A 26,850-nucleotide genomic window follows, 5' to 3' on the forward strand; every position below is an offset into this window, starting at 1 on the left:
TGCCATGCCTCCCTATCGCTCACGCACCTCGACCCACGGCCGCAACATGGCGGGGGCCCGCGGCCTCTGGCGCGCGACGGGCATGAAGGACGAGGACTTCGGCAAGCCGATCATCGCGGTGGCCAACAGTTTCACCCAGTTCGTCCCGGGCCACGTGCACCTGAAAGACCTGGGCCAGCTGGTCGCCCGCGAGATCGAGGCCGCCGGCGGCGTGGCCAAGGAGTTCAACACCATCGCCGTCGATGACGGCATCGCCATGGGCCACGGCGGGATGCTGTACTCGCTGCCCAGCCGCGAGCTGATCGCCGACAGCGTCGAGTACATGGTCAACGCCCACTGCGCCGACGCCATCGTCTGCATCTCCAACTGCGACAAGATCACGCCCGGCATGCTGATGGCCGCCATGCGCCTCAACATCCCGGTCGTCTTCGTCTCGGGCGGCCCGATGGAGGCCGGCAAGGTGCGGGTGAAGGGCGAGATCCGCGCGCTGGATCTGGTCGACGCCATGGTCGTCGCCGCCGACGACAAATACACCGACGAAGAAGTCAACGCGATCGAGAAGGCCGCGTGCCCGACCTGCGGCTCGTGCTCGGGGATGTTCACCGCCAACTCGATGAACTGCCTGACCGAGGCCCTGGGCCTGTCGCTGCCGGGCAACGGCTCGGTCCTGGCCACCCACGCCGACCGCGAAGCGCTGTTCAAGGAAGCCGGCCGCCTGGTCGTCGACCTCTGCCAGCGCTGGTACGAGCAGGACGACGCCACGGCCCTGCCGCGCGGCATCGCCACGCGCGCGGCGTTCGAGAACGCCATGAGCCTGGACATCGCCATGGGCGGATCGACCAACACGGTGCTGCACCTGCTGGCCGCCGCCCAGGAGGGCGGGGTCGACTTCAAGATGGAGGACATCGACCGCCTGTCGCGCCGGGTGCCGTGCCTGTCCAAGGTGGCCCCGGCCAAGGCCGACGTGCACATGGAGGACGTCCACCGCGCCGGCGGCGTCATGGCCATCCTGGGCGAGCTGGAGCGCGGCGGTCTGATCGACACGACCCAGCCGACCGTCCACGCCACGACCATGGCCGAGGCCCTGGCGCGCTGGGACATCGGCCGCACCAACAGCGCCGTCGCTCATGAGCTGTTCCGCGCCGCGCCGGGCGGCAAGCCGACCCAGATCGCCTTCAGCCAGGCCGCCCGCTGGGAGAGCCTGGACCTGGACCGCGAGAAGGGCGTCATCCGCTCGGTCGAGCATCCGTTCTCGAAGGACGGCGGCTTGGCCGTGCTGTTCGGAAACCTGGCCCCCGAGGGTTGCATCGTGAAGACGGCTGGGGTCGACGACTCCATCCTGACCTTCCGGGGCACGGCGCGTGTCTTCGAGAGCCAGGAGGCGGCGGTCAGCGGCATCCTGGGCGGCAAGGTCGTGGCCGGCGAGGTCGTGGTCATCCGCTACGAAGGACCCAAGGGCGGTCCGGGCATGCAGGAGATGCTGTACCCGACCACCTATCTGAAATCGAAGGGCCTGGGCGCGGCCTGCGCCCTGATCACCGACGGTCGCTTCTCGGGCGGCACCTCGGGCCTGTCGATCGGCCACGTTTCGCCGGAAGCGGGCGAGGGCGGCCTGATCGCCCTGGTCGAGACCGGCGACTCGATCCTGATCGACATCCCCAATCGCGGCATCACGCTGGAGGTGTCGGACGCGGTGATCGCCGAGCGCCGCGAGGCGCAGTTGGCACGGGGCGCCAAGGCCTGGAAGCCCCTGGACCGCAAGCGCGAGGTTTCGCCCGCCTTGCGCGCCTACGCGGCCATGACCACCAACGCCGCCCGCGGCGCGGTGCGCGACGTCAGCCAGGTCGAATAGAGGGTTATAGCTGGGCCGCTGCTTCCCGGCAGAGGTCCAGCAGCCAGCCATTGGGCGAGTCAGCCGCGTCGCTGGCGCGTAGCACCGCGCCGAACGGCATGGGGGGCGGCGCGCTTGGCGGTTCGACCATGAACACCTTGCCGCGGTCGGCGGCCAGCTGGGCCAGGCGGCGCGGCAGGATGCAGGTCATGTCAGAGCGGCCGACCATGTTCATGGCGCTAAACGAGTCCTGCACCGTGAACGGCTGATAGGGAGTGTCGCCCAGGGCGTAGGTGTCTCCCCACGAGGTCGCGCGCCGCAGGCCCAGGTGCCCGGCCGAGGTGCGGTCGGGATCATCGTTGCCGCCACCCGAGACGCCCAGGCGCGGCAGGCGGGCCAGGGCGTCGTAGTCGACGCCGCTGGCGACCATCGGGTGGTCGGCGCGCAGCACCCACACCCCGGTCTCTTCGAACAGCGGACTATAGGAGAAGCGGCCGGGGATCGCCTCGAAGCAGCCGACGACCATGTCCAGCCGCCCGGTGTCGAGGTCCTCGGTCATGCCCGCATAGAGGTTGTGGAAATGGATCTGGACGTTCGGCGCGCTGGCGATCACGCGCTCGGCGATCAGCGGGCCCAGGACATAGGAAATATAGGTCCCGGCCGCGATGTTGAAGGTATGCGCGTCGACCGCCGGATCGAACCGCTGGCTGGTGACGGCGCTCTCCAGCAGCTTCAGGGCGGTGCGCGCGGTGTCGGCGATCTCCAGCGCGCGCGGCGTCGGCCGCAAGCCTGTCTGGCCTCTGACGAAGAGGTCGTCTCCGACCATTTCGCGTAGGCGCCGCAGCGAATGGCTCACAGCGGATTGCGAGAGCCCCAGCCGCTCGCCGGCGCGCGTGGCGTTCTTCTCTTCCAGCAGGGTGACGAACACCCGGAAGAGGTTGAGGTCGGCGGTTCTGAAATTCACGGCGTTCATGGCTGTCGTGAGTATATATCATTTCTCTCATGACAGGCCGAGCCCTATCTGAGGGCCAAGGTTCGCGACCCGAACGAACCCAACGATTCCCCAAAACCTATCGAGACGTGGAGCAGCGCGTGAGCGACGCTGAAGGTTACGAGGCTATAGCCGGCGCCGAGGCGAACGCGGCCAGCAGGCGGCGAGAGCGGAGCCTGGGCCAGCACCTGCGCTGGCCGCTGATGATCGGCGCGCCGCTGGTCGTTCTCGTGGGCATCGGCGCCTTCGTCGTGCTGACGGGCGGCAAGTCAGAGACCACCGACAACGCCTACGTTCAGTCCAGCCGCACGGGCATCAGCACCAGCATCGACGGCCGCGTGGTCGAGATCGACGTGCAGGAAAACCAGCGCGTGGCCAAGGGGCAGGTGCTGTTCCGCCTCGATCCGGCCGACTACCAGGTGGCGGTGTCTCAGGCCGAGGCCGCCCTGGCCCAGGCCCGCTTCGACGTCCAGGGCAAGCGCGCGGTCTATAACCAGCGCCTGGCCGATCTGGCCGCCGTGCAGGAGACCGCCGGCTATGCGCAGCGCGAGGCCGCCCGCCAGCGGGACCTCGCCGCCGCCGGCGTCGCCACCAAGGCCCAGGCCGACGAGGCCCGCCACGCCGCCGACCAGGCCCAGCGCCAGGTCGCCGTCGTCCGGCAACAGATCGCCACGGCCCTGGCCGACCTCGGCGGTCGCGCCGACATCGCCACCGAGCAGCAGCCCGGCGTGCTGGAAGCGTCCGCCAAGCTCGAGCGCGCCAAGCTGGATCGTTCCTACGCCGCCGTGGTCGCCCCGACCGACGGCGTTATCGCCAAGGTCGAGCAGTTGCAGGTCGGCCAGCGGGTCGAGGCGTCCAGGCCGCTGTTCTTCCTGATCTCGGGCAAGCCCTGGATCGAGGCCAACTTCAAGGAAGACCAGCTGGCCCATATGCGCGTCGGCCAGCCGGCCACGATCAAGGTCGACGCCTATGACAAGCCGCTGAAGGCCCATGTCGCCAGCTTCAGCCCCGGCACCGGCGCCAGCTTCGCCCTGCTGCCGGCCGAGAACGCCACCGGCAACTGGGTCAAGGTCGTGCAGCGCGTGCCCGTGCGCCTGACCCTGGACGACGCCGCGCCCAGCAACCTCTCGGCTGGACTCAGCGCCCAGGCGAAGGTGGATATCCGCTCGGGCAAGCACTGATGACCCCCAAGGCGCTCCAGGAGGGGCACGCCCGCGACGTCGCCAATCGCTTGCCGATCACCATCTCGGTGATGCTGGCGACGATCATGATCTCGCTGGACACCACGATCGCCAACGTCGCCCTGCCGCACATCCAGGGCAGCGTCTCGGCCTCGACCGACCAGATCACCTGGGTGCTGACCTCCTACATCGTGGCCTCGACGATTATGACGCCGCTGACCGGCTTCCTGACCGAGCGGATGGGCCGCAAGATGGTGCTGATCGTCTCGATCATCGGTTTCACCGCCGCCTCGATGCTGTGCGGCGCGGCGCAGAACCTGGTCGAGATCGTGCTGTTCCGCCTGCTGCAAGGTCTGTTTGGAGCCGCGCTGATCCCGCTGTCCCAGGCCGTGCTGCTGGACATCAATCCGCCCGAGCGCCACGGCCAGGCGATGGCCGTCTGGGGCGCGGGCGCGGTGCTCGGTCCGCTGCTAGGGCCCGGCCTGGGCGGCTGGCTGACCGATAATCTCGACTGGCGATGGGTGTTCTTCATCAACCTGCCGATCGGCATCCTGGCCTTCTGCGGCGTGTTCTTCTTCCTCTCCGAAAAGAGAAGCAGCGAGAAGCGCAAGTTCGACACCCTGGGCTTTCTGGCCCTGGCCATCGCCATCGGAGCCTTCCAGCTGATGCTGGACCGAGGCCCCAGCCAGGACTGGTTCGGCTCACGCGAGATCTGGGTCGAGCTGATCGTAGCCGTCATCGCCCTGTGGGTGTTCGGCGTGCAGTTGGCCACGGCCGAGAAGCCGTTCGTGGCGCGGGAACTGCTGGCCGATGGCAACTTCATCACCTGCTGCCTGTTCGGCTTCTTCATCGGCATCCTGCTCTATAGCACCCTGGCCTTGCTGCCGCCGCTGATGCAGACCCTGCTGGGCTATCCGGTCGCCTTCACGGGTCTGGTGTCGATGCCGCGCGGCCTTGGCTCGTTCATCGCCATGTTCGCGGTGGGCCAGCTGATGGGGCGGATGAACATCAAGCTGCTGCTCAGCATCGGCCTGGCGATCAGCGCGCTCTCGCTCTGGCAGATGAGCCACTACAATCTGGAGATGGACACGACCCTGCTCGTGGTTTCGGGCTTCCTGTCGGGCGTCGGCACCGGCCTGATCTTCGTGCCCCTCAGCACCATCGCCTTCGCCAAGGTCATGCCGCAGCATCGGGCGGAAGGGGCGGGGCTCTTCACCCTGATCCGCAACATCGGCTCGGCGGCGGGCATCTCGATCATGCAGGCCCTGTTCGTCAGCGGCATCGAGAAGCACCACGCGGTGCTGGTCGAGCACGCCCGGCCCGACAACCCGCTGTACCAGGCCTACGCTCCGAACGTGTTCTCGACGGAGGCCGCCATGGCCGCGTTCAACGGCGTGATCGGCCGGCAGGCGGCGATGCTGTCCTATCTCGACGACTTCCGGCTGATGCTGGTGATCACCATCGCCTGCGCGCCGCTCATCCTTCTCATGCGTACCCCGAAGCCCGGGGCGAAGGCCGCCAATGTCTCCGACCACTAAGCTCCTGACCGCCTTGCTGGCGGCGACTAGCCTGTCCGCCTGCGCGACCATGGGGCCGAACTTTCAGGCGCCGGACGCGCCCAAAGCCGCCTCGACCCTGGGCGCGGGCGAGACGGCCCCCGCCGCCGCGCGCCTTGACGCCGACACGGCCAACGCCGGTCCGTGGTGGACGGCGCTGAACTCGCCCGAACTGGACGCCGTCATCCGCCAGGCGCTGAAGGATAGCCCGACGCTCGCCGAAGCCGACGCCACCCTGGCCCAATCGCAATCGGCCTTGGCCCAGGCGCGCGGCGTGGCCGGACCTCAGGTCACAGGCAACGCCGGCGTCGCCCGCGAACGCGCCAACCTGCAGTCGTTCGGCTTCACGGGCTTTGGCGACATCAAGCTCAGCAATCCGACCTTCAGCCTCTATTCGGTCGGCGGCGCGGTCAGCTACGACCTCGACCTGTGGGGCGGCAATAGACGCCGCATCGAGGGCGCCGCCGCGCGCGTCGAAGCCCAGGGGCGCCGCGCCGAGGCGGCCTATCTCAGTCTCACCGCCAATGTCGCTCTTCAGGCGGCGACCATCGCCACGCTGCGGGCCCAGATCGCCAGTGTCGAGCGGATGATCGCCGACGACCAGGCCAATATCGAGCTGATCCGCAAGGCCAACGCCTTGGGCGGCTCGACCAGCCTGGCCAAGGTCTCGGCCGCAAGCCAGCTGGAAGAGGACCGCGCCCAACTGCCGGCCCTGCAGGGCGAACTGGCCGCCGCCCGTCACGCCCTGGCCGTGCTGATCGGCAAGGCCCCGGCCGACTGGAGCGCCCCGGCCTTCGATCTGTCGACCATGGCGCTCGACGCCCCCGTGCCGGTGGCCCTGCCGTCGCAACTGGTTCGCAAGCGTCCCGACATCCTGGCCGCCGAGGCCGAGTTGCACGCCGCCACCGCCGACATCGGCGTCACGACGGCCGACCTCTATCCGAACCTGAAGCTGACAGCCTCGCTGACCCAGGGCGCGCTGAAGCCGGGCGACCTCTTCTCGTACGACGCCAGCGGCTGGGACATCGGGGCCGGCCTGACCGCGCCGATCTTCGACGGCGGCGCCCTGAAGGCCCGTCGCCAGCAGGCCCGCGAGGCGGCCCGCGCCGCCAGCGCCCGCTACCAGCAGACCGTGTTGACCGCCTTCGGCCAGGTCGCCGACGCCCTTTCGGCCCTGTCGGCCGATGAAGCGGCACTGACAGCCCACGCCCGCACCGAGCAGCAGGCGACCGAACGCCTGCGTCTGGCCAGGGTCGCCTTCGACAAGGGCGGTGGCACGCTGCTGGAGGTCGTCGACGCTCAGCGCACGCTCAACGCCGCGCGCTCGGCCCAGGCCCGCGCGCAGGGCCAACGTCTGGTCGACGCCATCCGCCTGTTCGCGGCGACCGGGGCCGATTGGCGCACCGGCTGACCCGGGATGGGGCCCGCCTCAATTCTGACGGCTTCACCTCGTCTTTCCGAGCGGCTAGCTTCGCGCCCCGATGGGGTACGGGTTGGCGTAGCCGCTGAGAGAAGGACGGCCGTGATGAGCCGAAGCATGTCGCGTGGACTGGCTGTGGCGTTAGCGCTGTGGGTCGGGGGCGGAGCCGCCTTCGCCCAGACCGGCGCCGCGCCGCGTCCGGGGGACATCTACGGCGTCTGGCGTAATCCCAAGGGCAGCGTCCATATCGAGATCAAGCCGTGCGAGGCCCGCACCTGCGGCGTCGTCGTCTGGGCCAATGACCACGCACGCGCCGACGTGAAGAAGAAGAACAACCAGGATCTGGTCGGCATGCAGCTGCTGCGCGACTTTTCCGCCGCCGATCCCAACGAGTGGAAGGGCCGGGTCTATGTACCCGACCTGGACATGACCTTCTCGGGCCAGGTCAAGCTGCTGGACCGCGCCTCGCTGAAGGCCAAGGGTTGTCTGCTGCCCAACTTCCTCTGCAAGTCGCAGACCTGGACGCGGGTCGACACCGCCACGGCGAGTACGTCCAAGGCGTCCTGATCCTCAGGCGTGGCGACCCGAGCCGCCGGGTTTCTTGCCGCCGCCGTCCTGCTTGTTGACCGTGGCCCAGGCCCGGCGCTCGGCTTCCTTGTCCGAGACGCCCTTGGCCTCGTAGCCTTCGGCGATGTGGTCGGCCTTGCGTTCCTGCTTGTCGGTGTACTTGCTCTTGTCGCCCTGGGGCATGGCGCAACTCCTCTGCTGAGGACCTAACCGGCCATGTCCGTCCGGGTTCCTCGGGCTAAGCTTCGAACGAGAGCAGGGCCAGCAGCGCCCCTTCGGTGTCCGACAGCCGCCAGCCGCGATAGGCGAAGATCGCGCCTTTGCGGAAATCGGCGGCGGCCTGATCGCGCAGGCGGGGCAGGGCGGCGAGGCCGCGTCCGGCCGGGAACAGGCGCTTGGCCAGCACGGCGGCAGTGACGTTCGGATGCAGTTCGCGCCAGGCCTTGCCGATCCGCTGCACGGCGGCGGCGTCGAGGCCGGCGACGACGTCGGGTGTGGCGGAGCGGGCCATAGTCGGTGTGACGGCAAGCGCCACCAGGGCGGCCAGGAGGTCGCGGCGGCTGGTCATTGTGCAGTCTCGCTTTTCAGGTGGTCGGCCAGCCGCATGCACAGCGCCAGGATGGTCAGGGTCGGGTTGACGATGCCGGAGGTCGGGAAGACCGAGCTGCCGGCGACATAGAGGTTCCTGGCCTCATGCAGACGCAGATCGGCGTCGACCACGCCCTTGCTCGGATCAGTGTGCATCCGTGTCGTTCCCATGTGGTGGCGCGAGGCGCTGGAGGTCGCCAGCAACTTGTCGCGTGGGATCGACCAGCACAGCCGGCCCTGACCCGCGGCCCCGAACGCGTCGGCCAGGCCCGCCACCGACCGCTCCAGGTCGGCATAGTCCTTCTCGCCATAGGTCCAGGTCAGGCGCACGCGCGGCATGCCCAAAGGATCCTTGTGCTCGGGATCCAGGGTCACGCGGCTGTCGGGATTGGGAAAGTGCTCGGCCATGGCGAAGTAGCCCAGCAGTTGGGCCTCGTCCTGGCCGGCGACGCGGCCGCTGGTCTTGCGGATCGCCTGCGTGTCGGCGCCGACCTTGGTGTCGGTCCCGGAGGGCGTGGCCTTGTAGAGCGTGGCGGTGAAATTGCCGGTCTTCATCCGCGCCTGGGCCTTCAGGCCCGAGCCGATCACGCAGTGGGGCGACAGCCGCTTGGTCGGCGCATAGAGCTCCAGCGGCGCGGCGCGCGTGACGGCCACGACCGTGCCTTCGGTCTCGGCGTCGCCGTCGTTCGAATAGGTGACGTGGCCCTGGAAGAACCGCCCGACCAGGTCGTGGCCGTTGCCCAGGTTCTCGGAGGCCAGTAGCAGGCGGACATTCTCGATGCCGCCGGTCGCCAGCACGTAACGCCTGGCCTTTGCGGTGTGATGCGAGCCCTTGAGGCAGGCGACGTCCAGGCCAACGATTTCAGCGCCTTGCCGGCGAATTTTCACGACGTTGGCGTAGAGATAGACGGTGATGTTCGGCGCGTCGGCGAACTTCGTGCGCCAGGCGTCGAAAGCCGCCTTGTCGCCGCCGCCGGAGAATTTCGAGAACACCCGCGGGGCCGGGAAGAAGCCGTCGGCCGGGTCCAGCGCCAGGGGCTGGCGATCGGGTTCGGTCGGTTTGGCCATCTCCAGCGGGAAGCGCGGGATCTCCAGCAGGTCGCAGGCCCGGTCGTAGTAGGCCTGCATCTGGGGGCGGGTGACGGGCCAGCCGCTGTAGGGGATCCAAGGCCGCTCGGCGAAGTCGGCGGGGTCCAGCGGTCCGCACTTGCCGCCCCACACGTGGCCCGAGCCGCCCAGAGCCCTGATGCGGGACTGGACCGGATAGTTGTCGAACGGCCGGTCGGGATTGCCGGGCGCTTTCTGGACGCCGGAGCCGGCGTAGAGGGCCTGGTTCTCCATGTCGATTTCCAGGCCGCCGCTCTCCAGGATGGCGACCTTCAGCGGGCCGCCGGCCAGCTCCTTGGCCAGGGTGATGCCGGCCAGGCCGCCGCCGATGATCACCAGATCGGCCTCGATCCGGCTGGCGTCAGGCAAAGTCCGAGCGTCGATGATCGCCATCGTTGAAAAACTCGCTGATTTTATTGGAGAAGTTTGGGGCGGTCCCTTAGGACCGCGCGCCCCGGCTCTTCAGGTAGTCGACGACGGCGCCGTGGCCGTTCTTGCGGGCCTGACCGAGCGGCGAGCGCATCTCGCCTTCATTGGCCTCGACCGCGCGGTTCACGTCGGCGCCGTGCTCGACCAGGTAGGCGACGATGGGCAGGCTTCCCGCCTGGGCGGCGTTGATCAGCGGAGTCTCGTCGCCGGGGACGAAGATCTCGACATTGGCGCCGCGCGCCACCAGGGCCTGGACGATGTCGAGGTGGCCGGACAGCGAGGCCTGGATCAGCGGGGCGCCGTCGCCGCGCACGGCCAGGTTCGGATCGGCGCCGGCGGTCAGCAGGGCCTGGACGATGTCCATGCGGCCGCGACGGGCGGCTTCGATCAGCGGCGAGCCGTCGCCGACGATCACCGTGTTCACATCGGCCCCCAGGGCGATCAGTTCCCGCACGGCGCCGATGTCTCTGGCGCGGACGGCCTCGAACAGCGGCTGGCCCAGGTGGCGAGCGGCGGCGGACTTGGCGCGGGCGGGGGGCTGCTGGACGACCTGCGCGGGTTGGGCGGCCCAGGCGGCGACGCCGGCCGAGAGGCTCAGGATCGCGACGGCGGCCGCGCCGGCCAGGTGGCGGCCGCGATGGGCATGGTGACGGGTGAGCAAGGTGAAGCGCTCCTTCAGTTGGTTGTTGGCCGAGGCGGGCCAATGGCAGCCCAGCGGCGGGGCGAAGGCGGCCAGCTGGGTCTTCAGCATGGCTTCGCCATAGGCGCGGCGGGTCTTGGGATGACGGGCCAGCACGGCGGCGTCGCAGGCAATCTCCTGATCGATCCGCAGCACGGCCGCGCCCAGATGGATGAACGGGTTGAACCAGAACAGGCACCGCAGGCCGGTGACCACGGCGTTGATCTGCGCGTCGCCGACGGCCAGGTGGTTGCGCTCGTGGGCCAGGATCAAGGCCTGCTCCTCGGGCGTGAAGCGCTCGGCGAAGTCGGCGGGCAGAACCACGCATGGGGCCAGGGCTCCGATCACGGCTGGACCGACGCCGGGGCGTTCGGCGAGCACCAGGCTGGCGTCGTCGGTGACGCTGAGCCGGCCTAGCGAGCGGACAAAGCGGCGCTGACGCTCGGCCTGGACGATCAGGCCGGCGATAGCGACGAACCCCCAGAGGCCCAGGACGATCTCGGTGATCGGCAGGGCGCGGACTTGGTTCGGGACAGACGGCGCGACGGTGCGCCGCGACGGCGCCTCCGCCCTGGCGGTCGCGACGGCCGTTTCGGCGACGACGGGTGCGGGCAGGACGACGGTGCGGGCCGGGATCAGCAGGGCCAGGATCGACAGCGGTACGATCAGCCACAGCGCATAGGCGCTGCGGGCCCCGAACGCGGCGCGGACCGGTTTGCGCAGGGCCAGCGCCAGCAGCACGGCCGCCGCCAGGGCCAGGTTGGCCTTGGCCAGGAAGAGGATCAGGTCACTGGTCATCGTCGATCTCGTCCAGCAGGCGGCGCAGTTCCGCGATGTCCTCGGGGTTCAGCTTCTCGCGCTTGGAGAAGTGGCTGACCAAGGGCGCCAGGCGTCCATCGAACAGGCGGTCCAGCAGGCCCTGGCTCTCGGAATCCACGTAGTCCTCGCGGCCGACCAGCGGACGGTAGAGGAAGCGGCGGCCATCCTTGTCGGCGGCGATCGCGCCCTTCTTCAGCAGGCGGTTCAGCAGGGTCTTCACCGTGCCCTCGGCCCAGCCGTGGTCCTTGGCCAGGATGGCCAGCACGTCCTCGGCGGGCTTGGGGCTGTCGGCCCAAAGCACCTTCATGACTTCGCTTTCGGCGGCGCTGATGCGTTGCGGGTTCGTATCCATGACCCAACGATTACGCACGTAAACGTTCCAGTCAAGCCATCGATTACGCGTGTAAACGAATTGTAATGCGGCGGTTGGACGCGAAGCCGAAGCGGCTTAACCCTGGCGGGCGAGACAGGAGGGCCGGATGGTCGAGACATTGCAGATGGGCCTGCCGGGCTTCGACCCGCCGACGCCGACCGACCGGCTGATGTTCCTGCTGTATCCGGACCCCGCGACGGCCGAGCGGATCGCGACCGAGGCGCGCCTACTGAAAGAGGCCCTGGGCCTGCGCGGCCAGCCGCTGCTGACCGATCGCTTCCACATCACCCTGCATCACCTGGGCGACTATGTGGGCCTGCCCAACGATGTGGTGGCGAAGGGCAAGGACGCCGGGGCGGCTCTGAAGGCCGCGCCGTTCGAGGTCACGTTCGATCAGGCCGTCAGCTTCGCCAACCGGCCGGGCGCCAACCCCTTCACGCTGCAGGGCGGGGAGGACGTGCAGGATCTGATCAAGTTTCAGAAGGCGCTCGGCGAGGCCATGGCTTGGGTGAAGCTGAAGCCCGACAGCAGCTTCACCCCGCATATCACGCTGCTTTACGACGGCCAGGTGGTCCCGGCCCAGGCCATCGCCCCGATCCGCTGGACGGTCGATCGCTTCGTGCTGGTGCAAAGCAAGCTGGGCCAGACCCTGCACATCGTGCTCCAGGCCTGGGATCTGACCGGCTAGGATCACGGAGATTCGCTGCAAGAGGCCCGGCCATGACCCCGACGATGTACGGCATCAAGAACTGCGACACGGTCGCCAAGGCGCGCAAGTGGCTGGAGGCGCGCGGCCAGGCCTATGACTTCCACGACTACAAGGCGGTTGGGATCGATCGCGCGACGTTGGAAGGCTGGGTTCAGGAGCACGGCTGGGAGACGATCCTGAACCGCGCCGGCACGACCTTCCGCAAGCTGGACGAGGCCGATCGCCAGAACCTGAACGCCGACAAGGCCATCGCCCTGATGCTGGCCCAGCCTTCGATGATCAAACGCCCGGTGCTCGACCTGGGCGACCGCCGGCTGGTCGGCTTCAAGCCTGAGATCTACGAAGCCGCGATCGGCTAGTCCGCGTTTCCCTCGCGCCGTGAGCGAAGTTTAAGACGACAATTTCCAGGAGATCGGTCTATCACTGGACGGAAGGTCTCGCGTCGTCGCGAGCCATGAGGGGGTTTTTGACGCGTGGGGGACGCTGTCTCGCGATACGAGCTGGTCATCTTTGACTTCGACGGCACGCTGGCCGACAGCGCGGCCTGGATGATGCGGGCTGTCAATCCGATGGCGCGCCGGTACGGCTTCAAGACCGTCACCAACGAAGAGATCGAGATGCTGCGCGGCCGCAGCACCCGCGAGGTCATCCGCTATCTGGGCGTTTCCCCCTGGAAGCTCCCCTTGATCGCCCGCGCCGGCAAGAAGCTGATGGCCGCCGACGCTCACACCATCCCGCTGTTCCCCGAGACCGCCCGGATGCTGCGCGCCCTGCACGCGGCCGGCGTGAAGATCGCCGTGGTCAGCTCCAATAGCGAGGCGGTGATCCGTCGCGTACTGGGCGAGGAGCTGGGCGAACTGATCAGTCTCTATGCCTGCGGGGCTTCGCTGTTCGGCAAGGCCCGCAAGTTCAAGCAGGTCACGGCCCGAGGCGTCAGCCGTGACAAGGTCCTCTGCATCGGCGACGAAACCCGCGATATCGAGGCCGCCCGCGCGGTGGGCCTGGACTGCGGCGCCGTCGGCTGGGGCTACGCCAAGCCCGCGATCCTGGCCCAGCACCAGCCCACGGTGTCGTTCGCCACGATGTCCGAAATTATCTCGTACGTCGGCGCGTCCAGACCGGCGGTCGGCGGCGACTAGCCTTCGAGGGCGTCTGCCGTAGCTCTTGGGGTTTCGTTGCGCCGCGGTCCTGATGGTCGGCGGCCCTTCGGTATGGCGTCGTCCGGCCCTCGCGATCGTCTAGCTTTTGTTGGCCTTACGAAAGTTTCATCCCGGCGGGCGCCTCCAATCAGGACCGTGAACGCCTCTTACTAGTGAAGGCGGCGCGGGGGCGTCGTCCAAACAACTCGTTGGAGGATTTAAAATGGGTCCTGAAATCATCGTTCCGATCGGCGCCTTCGCCATGATCGTCGCCATCGTCTGCCTGCCGTTCTACTTCAAGAGCCGCGAGCGCCGCGAAATGCAGCGCACCCTGCGTGTCGCCATCGAAAAGGGCCAGCCGATCCCGCCCGAGGTGATCGAGGCGATGAGCCGCAGCGTGAAGACCCCGCCGACCCGCCTGCGCGACCTGCGCACCGGCGTGATCTGGCTGGCGATCGGCATCGGCATCGCCGGCGCCACCTATTTCGGCGACTTCATTCACGGCGGCGACGACTTCGACGGCTTCGGCATCGCCTGCATCCCGGTGGTGATCGGCGTGGCCTTCATCGTGCTCAGCTTCTTCAATCCGAACAAGGAAGAGCGGGTCTAGGCGGCTCGCGAGCCTTGGGAGGGGCTTGATCCAATGGGCATGGAACGCCCACCAACTGGCCACGACGTCGAGCTCGCCGCGCAAGCGGCGGCGGGCGACCGCCGGGCCTACGGGGAGCTGGTGCGCAGGCACGGCTCGGCTGTCCGGGGTCTCTTGAGACGCATGGGCGCCGACTCGGCCACCGCCGACGACCTGGCCCAGGACGCCTTCATGACGGGCTTCGAACAGGCCGCCGAGTTCCGCGGTGAGGGGACCTTCGGGGCCTGGATCAGAAAGATCGCCGCGCGGCTCTACCTGAAGAAGGTCAAGCGCGAGGCGCGGCTGATCTTCTCGGACACCGTCGAGCCGGTCGAGGATGTCATGGTGCGCGACGCGTCGAAGGACGCGGCCAGCCGCATCGACCTCGACGAGGCCCTGAAGTCGCTGTCACGCGGGGAGCGCCTGTGCGTTTCCCTGTGCTACGGCGCCGACTGGTCTCACGCCGAAGCGGCCGAGGCCTTGAATATCCCGATCGGCACGGTCAAATCCCATGTCAAACGTGGTTTGGATAAACTCCGGGCGAGGCTCGCCCGGCCAGAGGAAGGGGCGAGGAGGGAAGCACATGGCTGAACCCGATTTCGAAGCCCAACTAAGCCGCATGTTCGCCGAGCCGCCGTCGTTTCCCGACGCGGCCCTGTTCAACGCCGAGGTCGCGGCCAAGCTGGACCGCGGATGGGCGATGCGGCGCATGTTCATCGCCGTGGCCGGTGGCGCGGCGGGCCTGATCGCGGCCTTCCAGCTGCTGTCGACCCGCTTCTCCAACGAAGTCGCGCAACTGTCGAAGAATGGCAGCCACACGCTGGAGAACGAGATCAACGCCGGCGTGGCCAAGTTCAACGCGGTGCTGGCGACTCCGTCCAGCGCCGAGGCGGTCTGGCTGGCGGCCGGCCTGGCGGTGGTGGCGCTGGCGTTCTTCGTGACGCGCGCGGTCGAGGACTTCTGACGCCACGGGCCGAAGGTCCGGTGCGCCGTACCGCCTGGATGGTGTTATCGCCGTTCATGTTGCGGTGCGGCGCGATCCGGCCCACAAACGGCGCCCTAAAAGAAGCCGCTTAGGGAGCGCTCGCCGTGTCCGCCCATCGTGAAGAGACGGTCCTCCGTCTGGCCGCCCCCGACATCACCGCCCGCAAAGGCGGCGTCCCCATCGTCTGCCTGACGGCCTACACCGCCCCAGTCGCCGCCGCGCTCGACGACGCCTGCGATCTGCTGCTGGTGGGAGATTCGCTGGGCATGGTGGTCCACGGCTTGCCCAACACCGTCGGCGTGACCCTGGACATGATGATCCTGCATGGTCAGGCGGTCATGCGCGGCTCCAAGAAGGCCATGGTCGTCGTCGACATGCCGTTCGGCTCCTACGAGAACTCGCACGAAGAGGCCTACGCCAACGCCGTGCGGATCATGAAGGAGACCGGCGCCCAGGCCGTGAAGGTCGAGAGCGGCCTGACCGTGCCGGCGACCATCGCCTACCTGACCCAGCGCGGCGTGCCGGTCATGGGCCATGTCGGCCTGCGCCCCCAGGCCGTGCTGCTGGAGGGCGGTTTCAAGGCCAAGGGCCGGGACGAGGCCGGCCGCGCCAAGGTGCTGGAAGAGGCCCGCCTGACGGCGGAGGCCGGCGCCTTCGCCATCGTCGTCGAGGGCGTGGCCGAGAGCCTGGCCCGCGAGGTTACGGAAGCGGTCTCTGTCCCCACCATCGGCATCGGCGCCTCGGCCGGCTGCGACGGCCAGGTGCTGGTCGTCGACGACATGCTGGGCCTGTTCGACTGGACCCCGAAGTTCGTCCGCCGCTACGCCGACCTGAAGGGCGAGATCGAGCGCGCCGCGGCCGAATTCGCCCGTGACGTGAAGGATCGCAGCTTCCCAGGCGACGCCGAGACCTATTACGCCAAGAAGCCCTGAAAGCGCTTTCGCGGCGAACCTGGAACGACGATCGAAATCGCCGTTCCAGCGGGCGTTGCGGCCCGGCGCGGCACGCTATAGGTTCGCCGCCTCGGCGAGCGGCCCTCCGCCCGCCACAATCTGTCTTCAACCCAGCGGCGTCGCTCCAGTGCGGGCGGCGTGCCTGGGCTAGCGCCTGTTTCGGAGCCTCGTTTCGTGGTCGATGTTTTTGACGAAGTCGAAGAACAGCTTCGCTCCGAGCGCTATCGTACGCTGGCGGTGAAATCGCTGCCGTTCGTGGCGGCGGCCGTGGTGGCCGTGGTGATCGGCGTAGGCGGCTACTGGGGCTGGACCTCGTACCAGACGACCCAGGCCAACAAGGCCTCGGAAGGCTATCAGTCCGCGCTGGAAACCGCTCAGAAGCAGGGGCCTGCGGCTGCCTTCGGCCAGTTCAAGACCGTCGCCGACGGCGGCGCCGCGGGCTACAAGGCCCTGGCCTTGCTGCAAATGGGCGACATCCGCCTGGAAGAAAACAAGACCAAGGAGGCCGTCGGCTATTTCGACGAGGCCGCCAAGGCCGCGCCGAACGCCCTGCTGGGCGACCTAGCCCGCCTCAAATCCGCCTTCGCCCTGATGGACACGGCTCCCTACAAGGATCTTGAGTCGAGGTTGACGCCTTTGGCGGGGGAAAAGAGTCCGTACCGCGTGTACGCCAAGGAAGCGCTGGCCTTCGCCAAGCTGCAGGCCGGCGACCTGAAGGGCGCGCGCGCCGACTTCGTGATCCTGGCCAATTCGCTGGACAGCAGCACCTCGGAAGAGGTGCGCCAGCGCGCCCAGGCGGCCATGCAACTGATCGACTCGGGCACCGCCAAGGACCTGGCCGCCGCCGTGAAGGCCGCCGCCGCTCTGCCGCCCATGCCGCCGATGAGCCAACTGCCCGCGGGCCTCGCTCCGCAAGCCGCCCCTAACGCCCAATGAGCCGCCTGATGATCTCCAAGCGTTCCGTCGCCCTGGTCGCGCTGATGTCGGCGTCCATGGCCGTCACCGGCTGTTCGACGGTTTCGAAGCTCAACCCGTTCCACGGCAAGGACAAGAACAAGTCCACGGCCAGCCAGGGGCAGCGCATCTCGATCATCGCCTTCGACCAGAAGGTCGAGGCCAACGAGACGCTGAAGGGCGCGGACTTCTTCCTGCCCGAGCCGGTCGTCCAGACCGAATGGCGCCTGCCGGGCGGCAACGCCGAGCAGTCGATCGAACACGTCGACGCCGGCAAGGGCTTCCAGATCGCCTGGAAGAAGGGTTTCGGCAAGAAGAGCGGCAAGACCTTCCACGTCACCGCGCCGCCGGTCTCGGCCGAGGGCCGCATCTTCGTGATGGACGGCGAGGCCGACGTCGTGGCGATCGACGCCAAGTCGGGCTCGCAGATCTGGCGCAAGGACCTGCGTCCGGCCGCCGGTTCGATCAAGAAGGCCGGCTTCATGGGCCTGCTGCCCAAGAAGAACGACCGCACGGGCTTCGGTGGCGGCCTCGCCGTCGGCGCCGACAACAAGCTCTATGTCGCCTCGGGCTTCCGCTTCGTGGCCCAGATCGACGCCGCCTCGGGCAATCTGAGCTGGACGCAGCCGGTCACCACTCCGATCCACGCCGCCCCCACCGTCGCCGACGGCCGCGTGTTCGTGGTCTCGACCGACAATGAACTGCTGACCTTCGACGCCGCCACCGGCGCGCCGGGCTGGACCTACCAGGCCCTCAGCGAACCGGCCCGCATCCTGGCCGCCTCGACCCCCGCCGTCAGCGGTGACACCGTCGTGGCCGGCTTCGCCTCGGGCGAACTGGTGGCCCTGCGCGCGACTAACGGCAACGACCTGTGGAGCGAGGCCCTCAGCCGCGCCAGCCGCACCAACGCGCTGTCGGAAATCCGCGACATCCCGGGCCGCCCGGTGATCTACAAGGGCGACGTCTTCGCCGTCAGCCACTCGGGCGTCTTCGCCGCCACCGATCTGCGCTCGGGCCAGGCCCGCTGGAGCCTGCCGGTCACCGCCATCACCACCCCGTGGGTCGCCGGCGACGTGGTCTATGTCGTCGACAAGGCCGGCCAGGTCATCTGCGTCTCGCGCGAAAACGGCTCGGTCTATTGGATCCAGGACCTCAACAACACCGAGGCCCTGTCCAAGAAGCAGAAGAAGAAGCGGGCCAAGCATCCTATCCTGTGGTCGACCCCGATCCTGGCCAATGGCCGCCTGATCACGGTGTCCAGCGCCGGCGAGGCCGTCGCCTTGAACGCCAAGACCGGCGCCAAGGAAAAGACCCTCAAGGTCGGTTCCTCGGTGCTGATCAATCCGATCGCGGTCGGCGACATGATCTACGTCGTCACGGATGACGCGGAACTGATCGCCATCCGCTAAGCCAAGAAGGCGCGCCTTCGGGCTCGCTCGACAACTTGAAACGCTCTTGAGCCCGGGTCCGCGAAAGCTGGCCCGGGCGTTCGCTTTTCCAACGCCTTTTGCGGGAAACGTGAAAATCGACTACTGGACGCCCTATGCCTTTGAAACTCGCCATCGTCGGCCGCCCCAATGTGGGCAAGTCCACGCTGTTCAACCGTCTGGCCGGCAAGAAGCTGGCCATCGTCGACGACCAGCCGGGGGTCACCCGTGACCGCCGCTACGCCGACGGCCGCCTGGGCGACCTCGACCTGCACCTGATCGACACCGCCGGCTTCGAGGACGTCGCCGACGAGAGCCTGGAAGCGCGCATGCGCGCCCAGACCGAACTGGCGATCGAGGAAGCCGACCTCTCGCTGTTCATCTACGACGCTCGCGAAGGCGTCACGCCGCTGGACGAGGTGTTCGCCGCCCTGCTGCGCCGTCGTGGCAAGCCGGTGATCATCGCCGCCAACAAGGCCGAGGGCAAAGCCGGCCAGTCGGGCATCGGCGAGGCCTACAAGCTGGGCCTGGGCGAGCCGATCCCGATCTCGGGCGAGCACGGCGAAGGCATGGCCGAGCTGTACGCCGCCATGCTGGAAGCCGTTCCCGAGGACCAGTATTCCGACGACGAGGATGACGAGGACAAGCCGATCCGGCTGGCCATCGTCGGCCGTCCGAACGCCGGCAAGTCCACCTTGATCAACCGCCTGATCGGCGAGCAGCGCCTGCTGACCGGCCCCGAGGCCGGCATCACCCGCGACTCGATCTCGGTCGACTGGATCTGGGGCGACAAGAAGGTCCGCCTGGTCGACACCGCCGGCCTGCGCAAGAAGGCCAAGGTGCAGGAGAAGCTGGAGAAGCTCTCCACCCAGGACACCATCCGCGCCATCACCTTCGCCGAGGTGGTGGTGCTGGTGATGGACGCCACCCACCCCTTCGAGATCCAGGACCTGCAGATCGCCGACCTGACCGAGCGGGAAGGGCGGGCCCTGGTGTTCGTGCTGGCCAAATGGGATCTGGTCGAGGACCAGGCCGCGACCCTGGCCGCCTTCCGCGAGCACGCCGAGCGCATGCTGCCCCAGGTGCGCGGCGCGCCGGTGGTGGCGCTGTCGGGCGAGACGGGCAGCGGGGTCAACAAGCTGATGCCCGCCGTGCTGAAGATCCACAAGGACTGGTCGACCAAGGTCAAGACGCGCGACCTGAACGACTGGCTGCAGATGGCCATGCAGCGCCACCCGCCGCCCGCCGTCAGCGGCCGCCGTGTGAAGCCCAAGTACATGGCCCAGACCAAGGCCCGTCCGCCGACCTTCGTGCTGTTCTCCAGCCGCGCCGACCAGATGCCCGACCACTATCGGCGCTATCTGATCAATTCCTTGCGTGAGAGCTTCGACCTGCCGGGGGTGCCGCTGCGCATCACCATCAAGTCGGGCGCCAACCCCTATGCCGACGGCGAGGCCAAGGGCCACAGCGGCCGGGGCAAGCGCGAGTTCGAACGCCGCGAACGCGAGGAGGAACGCATCCGCGCCTCGCGCAACACGGTCAAGAAGTCCAAGCGCCTGGCCGACGAAGCCGCCGCCAAGGCCGCGATCGAGGCGGGCCTGCCCGACCCCCGCGAGGCCAAGCCGGTCAAGAAGAAGGCGCCCGCCGCCAAGGCGGCTCCGGCGGTCGAAAGCGCCGTGGCCGCCGAACCGGGCAAGGCCGCGGTCAAGTCGGTCAAGAAGCTGGGTCCCAAGGTCCAGAAGAAGGTCTCGACCGCCCCCAGCTACAAGGTCGGCGCCAAGTCGGCCGGCGGCAAGGCGGCGGGACCCAAGCGTCCGGTGTCCGGCGCGCGCACCGTGCGTGGCAACACCGGTCCGGGCAAGTCGAAGGGGCGCTGAGCCTAAACTTCGCCATACGCGTTCAGCCTTGTGGGCTGAACGTGGAGGGACGGCGATGCGAGGCTTGGGGCTGGCTTTGATCTTGATGGCGCTGCCGTCGGCGGCGTCGGCGGCCGACTACAAGCCCGTGGTCTGCACCAGCGCGGTGACCTATGCCGGCCCGCCGCTGCATCCGGCCGTCGCGCCGCCGCTGCTGGCCGAGGTTCCCAAGGCCGCGCTTGATCCGGAAGCGGTCGCGCGGCTGGAGGCGGCGTTCGTCCAGGCCAAGGCCGCGACCAAGGCGCCGGCCATGACCGCCGCCGTGCTGATCCCCGGCAAGGGCGCCTGGAGCCGCACCGACAGTGGCGAGCAACCGCCGATGCTGTTCTGGGCCAGCGCCGGCAAGAGCCTGGTCGCTATCGTCGTCCTGCAGCTGGCCGAGGCCGGCAAGCTCAAGCTGGAAGATCCGATCTCGAAGTACGTGGCCGGCGTGCCCAACGGCGACGTGGTGACCCTCCGCGACCTGCTGGCCCACACCGGCGGCCTGTTCAGCGCCAACGAAGATCTCAAGGCCCGCGCCGAGCGCCGCGCCCATACCCTGGACGAGGACGTGAAGATCATCGCTCGCCATGGGGCCATGTCATGTCCCGGCGAACGCTGGCGGTATTCCAACACCGGCTACGCGCTGCTGGGCAAGGTGATCGAGACGGTCGATGGTCAGACGTGGCAGACCACGATCGAGGCGCGGATCGTCAAGCCGCTGGGCCTGAAGTCGCTGCGGATGCTGGCTGACGGCGACAGGGCCGAGGACGTCGCCAAGCTGGTCTCGGCCAAGGAAGCCCCGATCGAGCCCGCCTGGGCCGGCGCGGCGGGCGGCGCCGTGGGCTCCGCCGAGGACATGGCTCGGGTCTGGGCGGCGCTGCTGGGCGGTAAGCTGCTGAAGCAGGAGACGCTGACGGCGATGTTCGGCCAGCTCTATCCGATGTTCGACGCCGGCAGCTTCTACGGCCTGGGCGCGATGGTCATCGAAGTTCCGGAGGCCGACGGCTCGAAAAGCCTTTGGCTAGGACATCTGGGCGGTACGCCGGGCGCGAGCGCCGTCGTGGCCTATTCGGTCAGGGACAAGGCGATCGTGGCCGCCGCCCTGACCGGAGATGGCTCGGCGACGGCCACGGCGAACCTGCTGCTGAAGCAGCTTCGCCGTTAGAAAGCTTTCCGTTCGGCCTGCCGGTCTCGGATTTCTAGGCGTCGATGCTGGGCGCTTCCTGGCCCCGATCCTTGAAGCGAACCACGCCCTTGGGCGGTTCGCGATCGGGGCGGACCAGGTCGATGATGAACGGCACGATGGTTTCTGGCGCGGGAACGGTCTGGGGATCCTCGCCCGGGAACGCGCCCGAGCGCATCCGGGTGCGCATGGCGCCGGGATCGACGCACAGAGCGCGGACGGCGGTGTTCTCCATTTCGTCGGCATAGACGTCGACGATGGCCTCGAGGGCCGCCTTGGTGGCCGCGTAGGCGCCCCAGAAGGCCGGCCGGGTCTTGGCGACGCTGCTGGAGAAGAACAGGGCCCGGCCGGCGTCCGAGGCGCGCAGCAGCGGATCCATGGCGCGGATCAGGCGCCAGTTGGCCGTCAGGTTGGTGGACAGGATCATGTCCCAGCCCTTGGGCTCCAGGTGGCTCACCGGGGTGAGGGGACCCAGCAGGCCGGCCGCGCCGACCAGGATGTCCAGCTTGCCCCAACGCTGATGGATGGCCGCGCCCAGATGGTCCAGGCCGTCAGGCTCACGCAGGTCCAGTGGGACCAGGGTGGCGCGCTCGCCGGTGGCCTCCAGGATAGCGTCGTCCAGGGCCTCGAGGGCGCCTTGCGTGCGGCCCACCGCGATCACGTGGGCGCCGGCCTGGGCCAGGCCCAGGGCGACCGCCCCGCCGATGCCGCGCGTGGCGCCGGTGACGAGGGCGATGCGGCCGGCCAGCGGCTTTTGGGAGTCGGAAGTCATGGGCGGGTTCTAGAACAGGCGAGGGCGGACGGAAACCTGGGCAAGCCCTTAAGCTTCCATCTCCTGTTCGGCGGCCTTACGGGCGTAGTGCTGGGCGATGACCGAACAGGCCATCAGCTGGATCTGGTGGAAGATCATCAGCGGCAGCACGATGATGCCGGCCGTCGGACCGGGGAACAGGATGCCCGCCATCGGCACGCCGGTGGCCAGGCTCTTCTTGGAGCCGCAGAAGGTGATGGCCCTTTCGTCCTCGGGCGAGAAGCCCAGCGCCCGCGCCCCGAAGGTGGTGGCGGCCAGCACGACGGCCAGCAGCGCGCCGCAGACCGCCAGCAGGATCGCCAGCTGCAGCGGCGAGATCTTGTGCCAGATGCCGCCGACCACGGCCTCGCTGAAGGCGGCGTAGACGACCAGCAGGATCGAGCCGCGATCGACATAGCCGATCAGCGACTTGTGCCGCTGGATCCACCCGGCGACCAGCGGCCGGGCCAACTGGCCGGCGATGAACGGCAGCAGCAGCTGGACGACGATGTCCCGCACCGATGTCCAGCCGCCCGCCGCGCCGCCCTGGGTGTGCATCAGCAGGCCGACCAGGACCGGGGTGATAAAGATGCCGAACAGGTTGGAGGCGCTGGCCGCCACGACGGCGGCCGCGACATTGCCACGCGCGATCGAGGTGAAGGCGATCGACGACTGCACGGTGGAGGGCAGGCAGCACAGGAATAGGATCCCCGCCGCCAGGGTCGGCGGCAACAAATTGAGCTTGCTAGTCAGCAGACCCAGGATCGGGAACATCACGAAGGTGAAGGCCAGAATCAGCAGGTGCAGCCGCCAGTGGGTCAGGCCCGCCACCACATTGTCGCGCGACAGCTTGGCCCCGTGCAGGAAGAACAGCAGCGCGATGGCCAGCTTGACGATGATGTTCAGGCCGTGCGCCGCCTCGCCGCGCACGGGCAGGATCGAGGCCAGCACGACCATGCCGAACAGGGCGAGGACGTACGGCTCGAGCTTCAGCTTCTCGAGAACGCTCTTCAGGGTCACGGAAAGACTTAGGCGCTGAGCAGCGAAAGCTGCTTGTCGTTGGTCTCGTTGCGACCCTCGGCGATCTCGCGGTCCGTCAGGCGGGTCGGATAGTCGCCGGTGAAGTAGTGGTCGGTGAACTGCGGGGCGGCCGGATCGCGTGGGCCGGCTTCCAGGGCGTCGTACAGGCCCTCGACCGACAGGAAGCCCAGGCTGTCCACTTCCAGGAACTTGGCCATCTCTTCCAGCGACTTGTTGGCCGCCAGCAGCTGTTCGCGCTCGGGCATGTCGATGCCGTAGAAGTCAGGCCACTTGATCGGCGGGCTGGCCGAGCGGAGGTGGACTTCCGTGGCGCCGGCCTCGCGGACCATGCGGACGATCTTCAGCGAGGTGGTGCCGCGCACGATCGAGTCGTCGATCAGGACGACGCGCTTGCCGGCCAGGATGGCGCGGTTGGGGCTGTGCTTCATGCGCACGCCCAGCTCGCGGACGCCCTGGGTCGGCTGGATGAAGGTGCGGCCCACATAGTGGTTGCGGATGATGCCCATCTCGAACGGGATGCCGCTCTCCTGGGCGAAGCCCAGGGCAGCGGGCACGCCCGAGTCCGGCACCGGCACCACCACGTCGGCCTCGACGCCGGTTTCCTTGGCCAGGTTCCGGCCCATGCGCTTGCGCACGCCATAGACCGAGCGGCCGTTCACCACGCTGTCGGGGCGGGCGAAATAGACATATTCGAACACGCAGGGGCGCGCGGCCTGGGTTTGGAACGGCTTGGTCGAGGTGATGCCGGTTTCCTCGATCACCACCATCTCGCCGTGCTCGATGTCGCGCACGAAGCGGGCGCCGATCATGTCGAGGGCGCAGGTCTCGGACGCCAGAACAGGCTTGCCCTCCAGGTCGCCCAGCACCAGCGGGCGGATGCCCAGCGGGTCGCGCAGGCCGATCATCTTCTTGTTGGTGATGGCCACCAGGGCGTAGCCGCCCTCGATCTGGCCGACCGCGTCGATGAAGCGGTCGACGATCTTGGCCTTCCGCGAACGGGCGATCAGGTGAAGGATCACTTCGGAGTCCGAGGTCGACTGGAAGATCGCCCCTTCCTGCACCAGGCGTTCGCGCAGGGTCAGGAAGTTGGTCAGGTTGCCGTTGTGGGCGATGGCCACGCCGCCGGTTTCCAGATCGGCGAACATCGGCTGGACGTTGCGGATGCCGCTGCCGCCGGCCGTGGAGTAGCGGGTGTGGCCGATGGCCAGGGCGCCCGGCAGGCGCTGGACGAGGTCGGCCCCGGTGAAGGCGTCGCCGACGTGGCCCATGTGGCGTTCGGTATGGAAGCGATTGCCGTCGAAGGCGGCGATGCCGCAGGCCTCCTGGCCGCGGTGCTGCAGGGCGTGCAGGCCCAGCGCCGCGATGGCGGCGGCGTCACGGACGCCGAAGACGCCGAACACGCCGCACTCCAGGCGCAGGGTGTCGTCCTCGGGATCGCGCCACGGCGACGAGGAATAGCGGTCGGTCGACTGGCCCAGGAAGGTCATCGTGATTTCTCCACCAGGTCGTCGAGCTTCCGACGCTGGTCATCATCATAGCCTTTATCCGACGACTTCTCGCCGGACGTATTGTCGCCGCCCTCATGAACGGCTTCCTTGATCGCCGGGGCCAGCTTGCCGGCCAGGGCCTTGCCCTTCGGGGCGAAGACCTTGAGCACCGCGCCGCTGGCTTCGGACAAGGGATAGAACATCGAATCCTGGACCCAGTGCGGCATGCGATCCGGCGGCGTCGCCAGGTGCAGCAGCAGGTTGAAGACGCCCAGGATCAACACGGCCCGGATCACCCCGAAGGTCGCGCCGACCGCGCGGTCCAGGGTTCCGGCCGAGGTCTCGTGCAGGCCGGCGGTCAGTTGGCCGCCGATCAGGCGGATGATCAGGAAGAAGACGACGAAAACCACCACTATGGCCGCCGCCGTGGCGGCCCAGTCGGGGTCCATGAGGTTGCGGAAGATCGGGCCGGAGATCCGCAGGCCAAACAATGAGATGGCGGCGGCGATGATGAACGACAGGGCCGAGGTCAGCTCGCGCGACGCGCCGCGCACCCACCCGGTGACGCCGGAGACCAGCAGCAGGAGCCCGGCGATGATGTCGAACGGCGTCACGTCAGGCTGCTCCAGATCTCGTCGCCGATCCGGCGGACGGCGTCGGCGACACGGGCGACGCCCGCGACCGGCAAGGCTCCGCCGCCTTCAGGGAGGCCGGAGAGCGGTCCGAGCGCCCGGCCAAATCCCAGTTTCGCGGCTTCCTTCAAACGCGTCTCCATCCGGCTGACGGGCCGTACTTCACCCGACAGGCTGAGTTCGCCGAACACGACGCAGTCCTGGGGCAGGGCGACGTCCAGGGCGGAGGAGGCCAGGGCCGCCGCCGCGGCGAGATCCGCCGCCGGCTCCGTGATCCGGAGGCCGCCAGCGACGTTCAGATAGACGTCCTTGTCGCCAAAACCAAGGCCGCATCGGGATTCCAGGATCGCCAGCACCATGGCGAGCCGTCCGGAGTCCCATCCGACCACGGCGCGGCGGGGTGTTCCGTACGCGGAAGGCGCGACCAGGGCCTGGAATTCCACCAGGACGGGGCGCGAGCCCTCGATGCCGGCGAACACCGCCGCGCCGGCCGAACGTTCGCCGCCCTCGTTGAGGAACAGGGCCGAGGGATTCTTGACCTCGCGCAGGCCGACATCGCCCATCTCGAAGACGCCGATCTCGTCGGTGGCTCCGAAGCGGTTCTTGGCCCCGCGCAGGATGCGGAACGGATAGCCACGCTCGCCTTCGAAGGCCAGGACCGCGTCGACCAGGTGCTCGACCACGCGCGGACCGGCGATCTGGCCGTCCTTGGTCACGTGGCCGACCAGCAGGATCGCCACGCCCTTCTTTTTGGCCAGGCGCACCAGCTCGGTGGCGCAGGCGCGGACCTGGGTGACCGTGCCGGGCCCGGCCTCGTGGGCGTCGCTCCACATCGTCTGGATCGAATCGATGACCACCAGATCGAAGTTGTCGCGCTTCAGGCCATCCAGGATGTCGCGCAGCGAAGTCTCGGCCGCCAGGCTGACATTGGCCTGGGCCAGGCCCATGCGGTCGGCGCGGCCGCGGATCTGCTCGACGGCTTCCTCGCCGGAGATATAGGCGCAGGACACGCCGCGCAGGGCGGCGCTGGCGCAGACCTGCAGTAGCAGGGTGGACTTGCCGACGCCCGGGTCGCCGCCGATCAGGATGGCCGAGCCGGGCACCACGCCGCCGCCGCAGACCCGGTCGAACTCGTCGACGCCCGTCATGATGCGCGGAGGCGGGGCGGTGTCGCTCTGCAGGCCGGTGAATTGCAGGCCGCGCACGCGGGTGGCCTTGGTCGTCGCCAGGGCGCCGGGCGGCTTGGCGCCGATTTCCTCGACCAGGGTGTTCCAGCTCTGGCAGGCTGGGCATTGTCCGGACCACTTGGTCTGGACCGCGCCGCAGGACTGGCAGGCGTAGACGGCGCCGTCGCGGGCCATGAGGTCTCCTGATTCTCGGATAGCGGGAGACTACAGGTTGGCGAGGCGCTGCGCCAAAGCCGGACGCAGCCAAGCTGTGGGCCGATGCGTTTGCATCAAGGCAGGTGTCGAGGAGCGCGACG

The 26,850-nt window shown here is 68.4% G+C and carries 27 protein-coding genes; 16 read left to right on the forward strand and 11 right to left on the reverse strand.

Features of this window, described 5'->3' with window-relative positions; genetic code table 11:
- Positions 1-4 precede the first annotated feature (4 nt).
- Positions 5-1,852 carry a dihydroxy-acid dehydratase gene (gene ilvD / locus AC1RNC_RS06935; protein WP_492884863.1) on the forward strand — a complete coding sequence of 616 codons (1,848 nt, stop codon included), beginning with the start codon at positions 5-7 and terminating at the stop codon, positions 1,850-1,852.
- Between the two features lie 4 nt (positions 1,853-1,856).
- On the opposite strand, the gene AC1RNC_RS06940 is transcribed toward ilvD, so the two are convergent.
- Positions 1,857-2,804, reverse strand: a complete 948-nt coding sequence (locus tag AC1RNC_RS06940) for a LysR family transcriptional regulator (protein WP_492884864.1) — start codon at positions 2,802-2,804, stop codon at positions 1,857-1,859.
- Positions 2,805-2,923: 119 nt separating this feature from the next.
- Between AC1RNC_RS06940 and AC1RNC_RS06945 the strand changes: the two genes are divergently transcribed.
- The 4 genes from AC1RNC_RS06945 (at position 2,924) to AC1RNC_RS06960 (ending at position 7,546) form a co-directional block, all read left to right on the forward strand.
- Positions 2,924-4,003 (forward strand): HlyD family secretion protein, encoded by a 1,080-nt coding sequence (locus AC1RNC_RS06945; protein WP_492884866.1) that lies wholly within the window; start codon positions 2,924-2,926, stop codon positions 4,001-4,003.
- Positions 4,003-5,541: a DHA2 family efflux MFS transporter permease subunit gene (locus AC1RNC_RS06950; protein ID WP_492884868.1), complete on the forward strand. Its 1,539-nt coding sequence runs from the start codon at positions 4,003-4,005 to the stop codon at positions 5,539-5,541. The genes AC1RNC_RS06945 and AC1RNC_RS06950 overlap by 1 nt, the downstream gene beginning before the upstream one ends.
- Positions 5,525-6,970 carry an efflux transporter outer membrane subunit gene (locus tag AC1RNC_RS06955; RefSeq protein WP_492884870.1) on the forward strand — a complete coding sequence of 482 codons (1,446 nt, stop codon included), beginning with the start codon at positions 5,525-5,527 and terminating at the stop codon, positions 6,968-6,970. Before AC1RNC_RS06950 ends, AC1RNC_RS06955 begins: the two co-directional genes overlap by 17 nt.
- Positions 6,971-7,096: 126 nt before the next feature.
- Positions 7,097-7,546, forward strand: a complete 450-nt coding sequence (locus tag AC1RNC_RS06960; protein WP_492884872.1) for a DUF2147 domain-containing protein — start codon at positions 7,097-7,099, stop codon at positions 7,544-7,546.
- A gap of 3 nt (positions 7,547-7,549) precedes the next feature.
- Here AC1RNC_RS06960 and AC1RNC_RS06965 read toward each other — a convergent pair whose 3' ends face one another.
- The 5 genes from AC1RNC_RS06965 to AC1RNC_RS06985 are packed head-to-tail and all read right to left on the reverse strand — an operon-like array spanning position 7,550 to position 11,520.
- Positions 7,550-7,729: a hypothetical protein gene (locus AC1RNC_RS06965; RefSeq protein WP_125157822.1), complete on the reverse strand. Its 180-nt coding sequence runs from the start codon at positions 7,727-7,729 to the stop codon at positions 7,550-7,552.
- A gap of 55 nt (positions 7,730-7,784) precedes the next feature.
- Positions 7,785-8,114 carry a hypothetical protein gene (locus AC1RNC_RS06970; protein ID WP_492884874.1) on the reverse strand — a complete coding sequence of 110 codons (330 nt, stop codon included), beginning with the start codon at positions 8,112-8,114 and terminating at the stop codon, positions 7,785-7,787.
- Positions 8,111-9,634, reverse strand: a complete 1,524-nt coding sequence (locus tag AC1RNC_RS06975) for an FAD-dependent oxidoreductase (RefSeq protein ID WP_492884876.1) — start codon at positions 9,632-9,634, stop codon at positions 8,111-8,113. Before AC1RNC_RS06975 ends, AC1RNC_RS06970 begins: the two co-directional genes overlap by 4 nt.
- 46 nt (positions 9,635-9,680) lie before the next feature.
- Positions 9,681-11,147: a M56 family metallopeptidase gene (locus AC1RNC_RS06980; protein WP_492884878.1), complete on the reverse strand. Its 1,467-nt coding sequence runs from the start codon at positions 11,145-11,147 to the stop codon at positions 9,681-9,683.
- Complete coding sequence (locus AC1RNC_RS06985; RefSeq protein ID WP_492885500.1) at positions 11,137-11,520, reverse strand: BlaI/MecI/CopY family transcriptional regulator; 384 nt, start codon at positions 11,518-11,520, stop codon at positions 11,137-11,139. Before AC1RNC_RS06985 ends, AC1RNC_RS06980 begins: the two co-directional genes overlap by 11 nt.
- A gap of 127 nt (positions 11,521-11,647) precedes the next feature.
- Between AC1RNC_RS06985 and AC1RNC_RS06990 the strand changes: the two genes are divergently transcribed.
- From AC1RNC_RS06990 to AC1RNC_RS07040, 11 genes are all read left to right on the forward strand, one after another.
- The gene (locus AC1RNC_RS06990; RefSeq protein WP_492884880.1) at positions 11,648-12,229 is read left to right on the forward strand and encodes a 2'-5' RNA ligase family protein; all 582 of its coding nucleotides are present in this window, start codon (positions 11,648-11,650) and stop codon (positions 12,227-12,229) included.
- Between the two features lie 32 nt (positions 12,230-12,261).
- Entirely contained in the window at positions 12,262-12,609 is a 348-nt protein-coding gene (locus tag AC1RNC_RS06995) for an ArsC family reductase (RefSeq protein ID WP_492884881.1), read from the forward strand.
- A 114-nt stretch (positions 12,610-12,723) separates the two neighbouring features.
- Positions 12,724-13,389: an HAD family hydrolase gene (locus AC1RNC_RS07000; protein WP_492884883.1), complete on the forward strand. Its 666-nt coding sequence runs from the start codon at positions 12,724-12,726 to the stop codon at positions 13,387-13,389.
- Positions 13,390-13,612: 223 nt separating this feature from the next.
- The gene (locus AC1RNC_RS07005; RefSeq protein ID WP_492838126.1) at positions 13,613-13,999 is read left to right on the forward strand and encodes a DUF6249 domain-containing protein; all 387 of its coding nucleotides are present in this window, start codon (positions 13,613-13,615) and stop codon (positions 13,997-13,999) included.
- A 33-nt stretch (positions 14,000-14,032) separates the two neighbouring features.
- The gene (locus AC1RNC_RS07010; RefSeq protein ID WP_492838124.1) at positions 14,033-14,608 is read left to right on the forward strand and encodes an RNA polymerase sigma factor; all 576 of its coding nucleotides are present in this window, start codon (positions 14,033-14,035) and stop codon (positions 14,606-14,608) included.
- Positions 14,601-14,981, forward strand: a complete 381-nt coding sequence (locus tag AC1RNC_RS07015; protein WP_492884886.1) for a hypothetical protein — start codon at positions 14,601-14,603, stop codon at positions 14,979-14,981. Before AC1RNC_RS07010 ends, AC1RNC_RS07015 begins: the two co-directional genes overlap by 8 nt.
- Before the next feature lie 125 nt (positions 14,982-15,106).
- Positions 15,107-15,934, forward strand: a complete 828-nt coding sequence (panB, locus tag AC1RNC_RS07020; RefSeq protein ID WP_492884888.1) for a 3-methyl-2-oxobutanoate hydroxymethyltransferase — start codon at positions 15,107-15,109, stop codon at positions 15,932-15,934.
- A gap of 195 nt (positions 15,935-16,129) precedes the next feature.
- A complete protein-coding gene (locus AC1RNC_RS07025) occupies positions 16,130-16,891 on the forward strand; it encodes a tetratricopeptide repeat protein (RefSeq protein ID WP_492884890.1) in 762 nt (253 codons plus the stop codon).
- Positions 16,888-18,318, forward strand: coding sequence for a PQQ-like beta-propeller repeat protein (locus tag AC1RNC_RS07030; protein WP_492884891.1), 1,431 nt, complete (start codon positions 16,888-16,890; stop codon positions 18,316-18,318). The genes AC1RNC_RS07025 and AC1RNC_RS07030 overlap by 4 nt, the downstream gene beginning before the upstream one ends.
- Positions 18,319-18,452: 134 nt before the next feature.
- On the forward strand, positions 18,453-20,213 hold the full coding sequence (der, locus tag AC1RNC_RS07035) for a ribosome biogenesis GTPase Der (protein WP_492838114.1): 1,761 nt from the start codon (positions 18,453-18,455) through the stop codon (positions 20,211-20,213).
- Between the two features lie 85 nt (positions 20,214-20,298).
- Positions 20,299-21,399, forward strand: a complete 1,101-nt coding sequence (locus AC1RNC_RS07040; RefSeq protein ID WP_492884893.1) for a serine hydrolase domain-containing protein — start codon at positions 20,299-20,301, stop codon at positions 21,397-21,399.
- 34 nt (positions 21,400-21,433) lie between these two features.
- On the opposite strand, the gene AC1RNC_RS07045 is transcribed toward AC1RNC_RS07040, so the two are convergent.
- Genes AC1RNC_RS07045 through radA form a run of 5 tightly spaced genes read right to left on the reverse strand, consistent with a single transcriptional unit; the run spans position 21,434 to position 26,728 of the window.
- Positions 21,434-22,189 (reverse strand): SDR family NAD(P)-dependent oxidoreductase, encoded by a 756-nt coding sequence (locus AC1RNC_RS07045; RefSeq protein WP_492884895.1) that lies wholly within the window; start codon positions 22,187-22,189, stop codon positions 21,434-21,436.
- Positions 22,190-22,237: 48 nt separating this feature from the next.
- Positions 22,238-23,227: a bile acid:sodium symporter family protein gene (locus AC1RNC_RS07050; protein WP_492884897.1), complete on the reverse strand. Its 990-nt coding sequence runs from the start codon at positions 23,225-23,227 to the stop codon at positions 22,238-22,240.
- An 8-nt stretch (positions 23,228-23,235) separates the two neighbouring features.
- Positions 23,236-24,735, reverse strand: coding sequence for an amidophosphoribosyltransferase (gene purF, locus AC1RNC_RS07055; RefSeq protein WP_492884898.1), 1,500 nt, complete (start codon positions 24,733-24,735; stop codon positions 23,236-23,238).
- Positions 24,732-25,349, reverse strand: coding sequence for a CvpA family protein (locus AC1RNC_RS07060; protein WP_492884900.1), 618 nt, complete (start codon positions 25,347-25,349; stop codon positions 24,732-24,734). Before AC1RNC_RS07060 ends, purF begins: the two co-directional genes overlap by 4 nt.
- Entirely contained in the window at positions 25,346-26,728 is a 1,383-nt protein-coding gene (radA, locus tag AC1RNC_RS07065; RefSeq protein WP_492884902.1) for a DNA repair protein RadA, read from the reverse strand. Before radA ends, AC1RNC_RS07060 begins: the two co-directional genes overlap by 4 nt.
- Positions 26,729-26,850: the final 122 nt, after the last annotated feature.

This window comes from Caulobacter sp. GW822-FHT01G02 (assembly GCF_058802865.1).

Coding starts and splice junctions, on each gene's coding strand:
- AC1RNC_RS06995 (WP_492884881.1), top strand. CDS start 12,262: ATGACCCCGACGATGTACGGCATCAAGAACTGCGACACGGTCGCCAAG.
- AC1RNC_RS07015 (WP_492884886.1), top strand. CDS start 14,601: ATGGCTGAACCCGATTTCGAAGCCCAACTAAGCCGCATGTTCGCCGAG.
- AC1RNC_RS06960 (WP_492884872.1), top strand. CDS start 7,097: ATGTCGCGTGGACTGGCTGTGGCGTTAGCGCTGTGGGTCGGGGGCGGA.
- ilvD (WP_492884863.1), top strand. CDS start 5: ATGCCTCCCTATCGCTCACGCACCTCGACCCACGGCCGCAACATGGCG.
- AC1RNC_RS06985 (WP_492885500.1), bottom strand. CDS start 11,520: ATGGATACGAACCCGCAACGCATCAGCGCCGCCGAAAGCGAAGTCATG.
- purF (WP_492884898.1), bottom strand. CDS start 24,735: ATGACCTTCCTGGGCCAGTCGACCGACCGCTATTCCTCGTCGCCGTGG.
- AC1RNC_RS06980 (WP_492884878.1), bottom strand. CDS start 11,147: ATGACCAGTGACCTGATCCTCTTCCTGGCCAAGGCCAACCTGGCCCTG.
- AC1RNC_RS07045 (WP_492884895.1), bottom strand. CDS start 22,189: ATGACTTCCGACTCCCAAAAGCCGCTGGCCGGCCGCATCGCCCTCGTC.
- AC1RNC_RS06940 (WP_492884864.1), bottom strand. CDS start 2,804: ATGAACGCCGTGAATTTCAGAACCGCCGACCTCAACCTCTTCCGGGTG.
- AC1RNC_RS07005 (WP_492838126.1), top strand. CDS start 13,613: ATGGGTCCTGAAATCATCGTTCCGATCGGCGCCTTCGCCATGATCGTC.
- der (WP_492838114.1), top strand. CDS start 18,453: ATGCCTTTGAAACTCGCCATCGTCGGCCGCCCCAATGTGGGCAAGTCC.
- AC1RNC_RS07030 (WP_492884891.1), top strand. CDS start 16,888: ATGAGCCGCCTGATGATCTCCAAGCGTTCCGTCGCCCTGGTCGCGCTG.
- AC1RNC_RS06970 (WP_492884874.1), bottom strand. CDS start 8,114: ATGACCAGCCGCCGCGACCTCCTGGCCGCCCTGGTGGCGCTTGCCGTC.
- AC1RNC_RS06975 (WP_492884876.1), bottom strand. CDS start 9,634: ATGGCGATCATCGACGCTCGGACTTTGCCTGACGCCAGCCGGATCGAG.
- AC1RNC_RS06950 (WP_492884868.1), top strand. CDS start 4,003: ATGACCCCCAAGGCGCTCCAGGAGGGGCACGCCCGCGACGTCGCCAAT.
- AC1RNC_RS06965 (WP_125157822.1), bottom strand. CDS start 7,729: ATGCCCCAGGGCGACAAGAGCAAGTACACCGACAAGCAGGAACGCAAG.
- radA (WP_492884902.1), bottom strand. CDS start 26,728: ATGGCCCGCGACGGCGCCGTCTACGCCTGCCAGTCCTGCGGCGCGGTC.
- AC1RNC_RS07040 (WP_492884893.1), top strand. CDS start 20,299: ATGGCGCTGCCGTCGGCGGCGTCGGCGGCCGACTACAAGCCCGTGGTC.
- AC1RNC_RS06990 (WP_492884880.1), top strand. CDS start 11,648: ATGGTCGAGACATTGCAGATGGGCCTGCCGGGCTTCGACCCGCCGACG.
- AC1RNC_RS07010 (WP_492838124.1), top strand. CDS start 14,033: ATGGGCATGGAACGCCCACCAACTGGCCACGACGTCGAGCTCGCCGCG.
- AC1RNC_RS06955 (WP_492884870.1), top strand. CDS start 5,525: ATGTCTCCGACCACTAAGCTCCTGACCGCCTTGCTGGCGGCGACTAGC.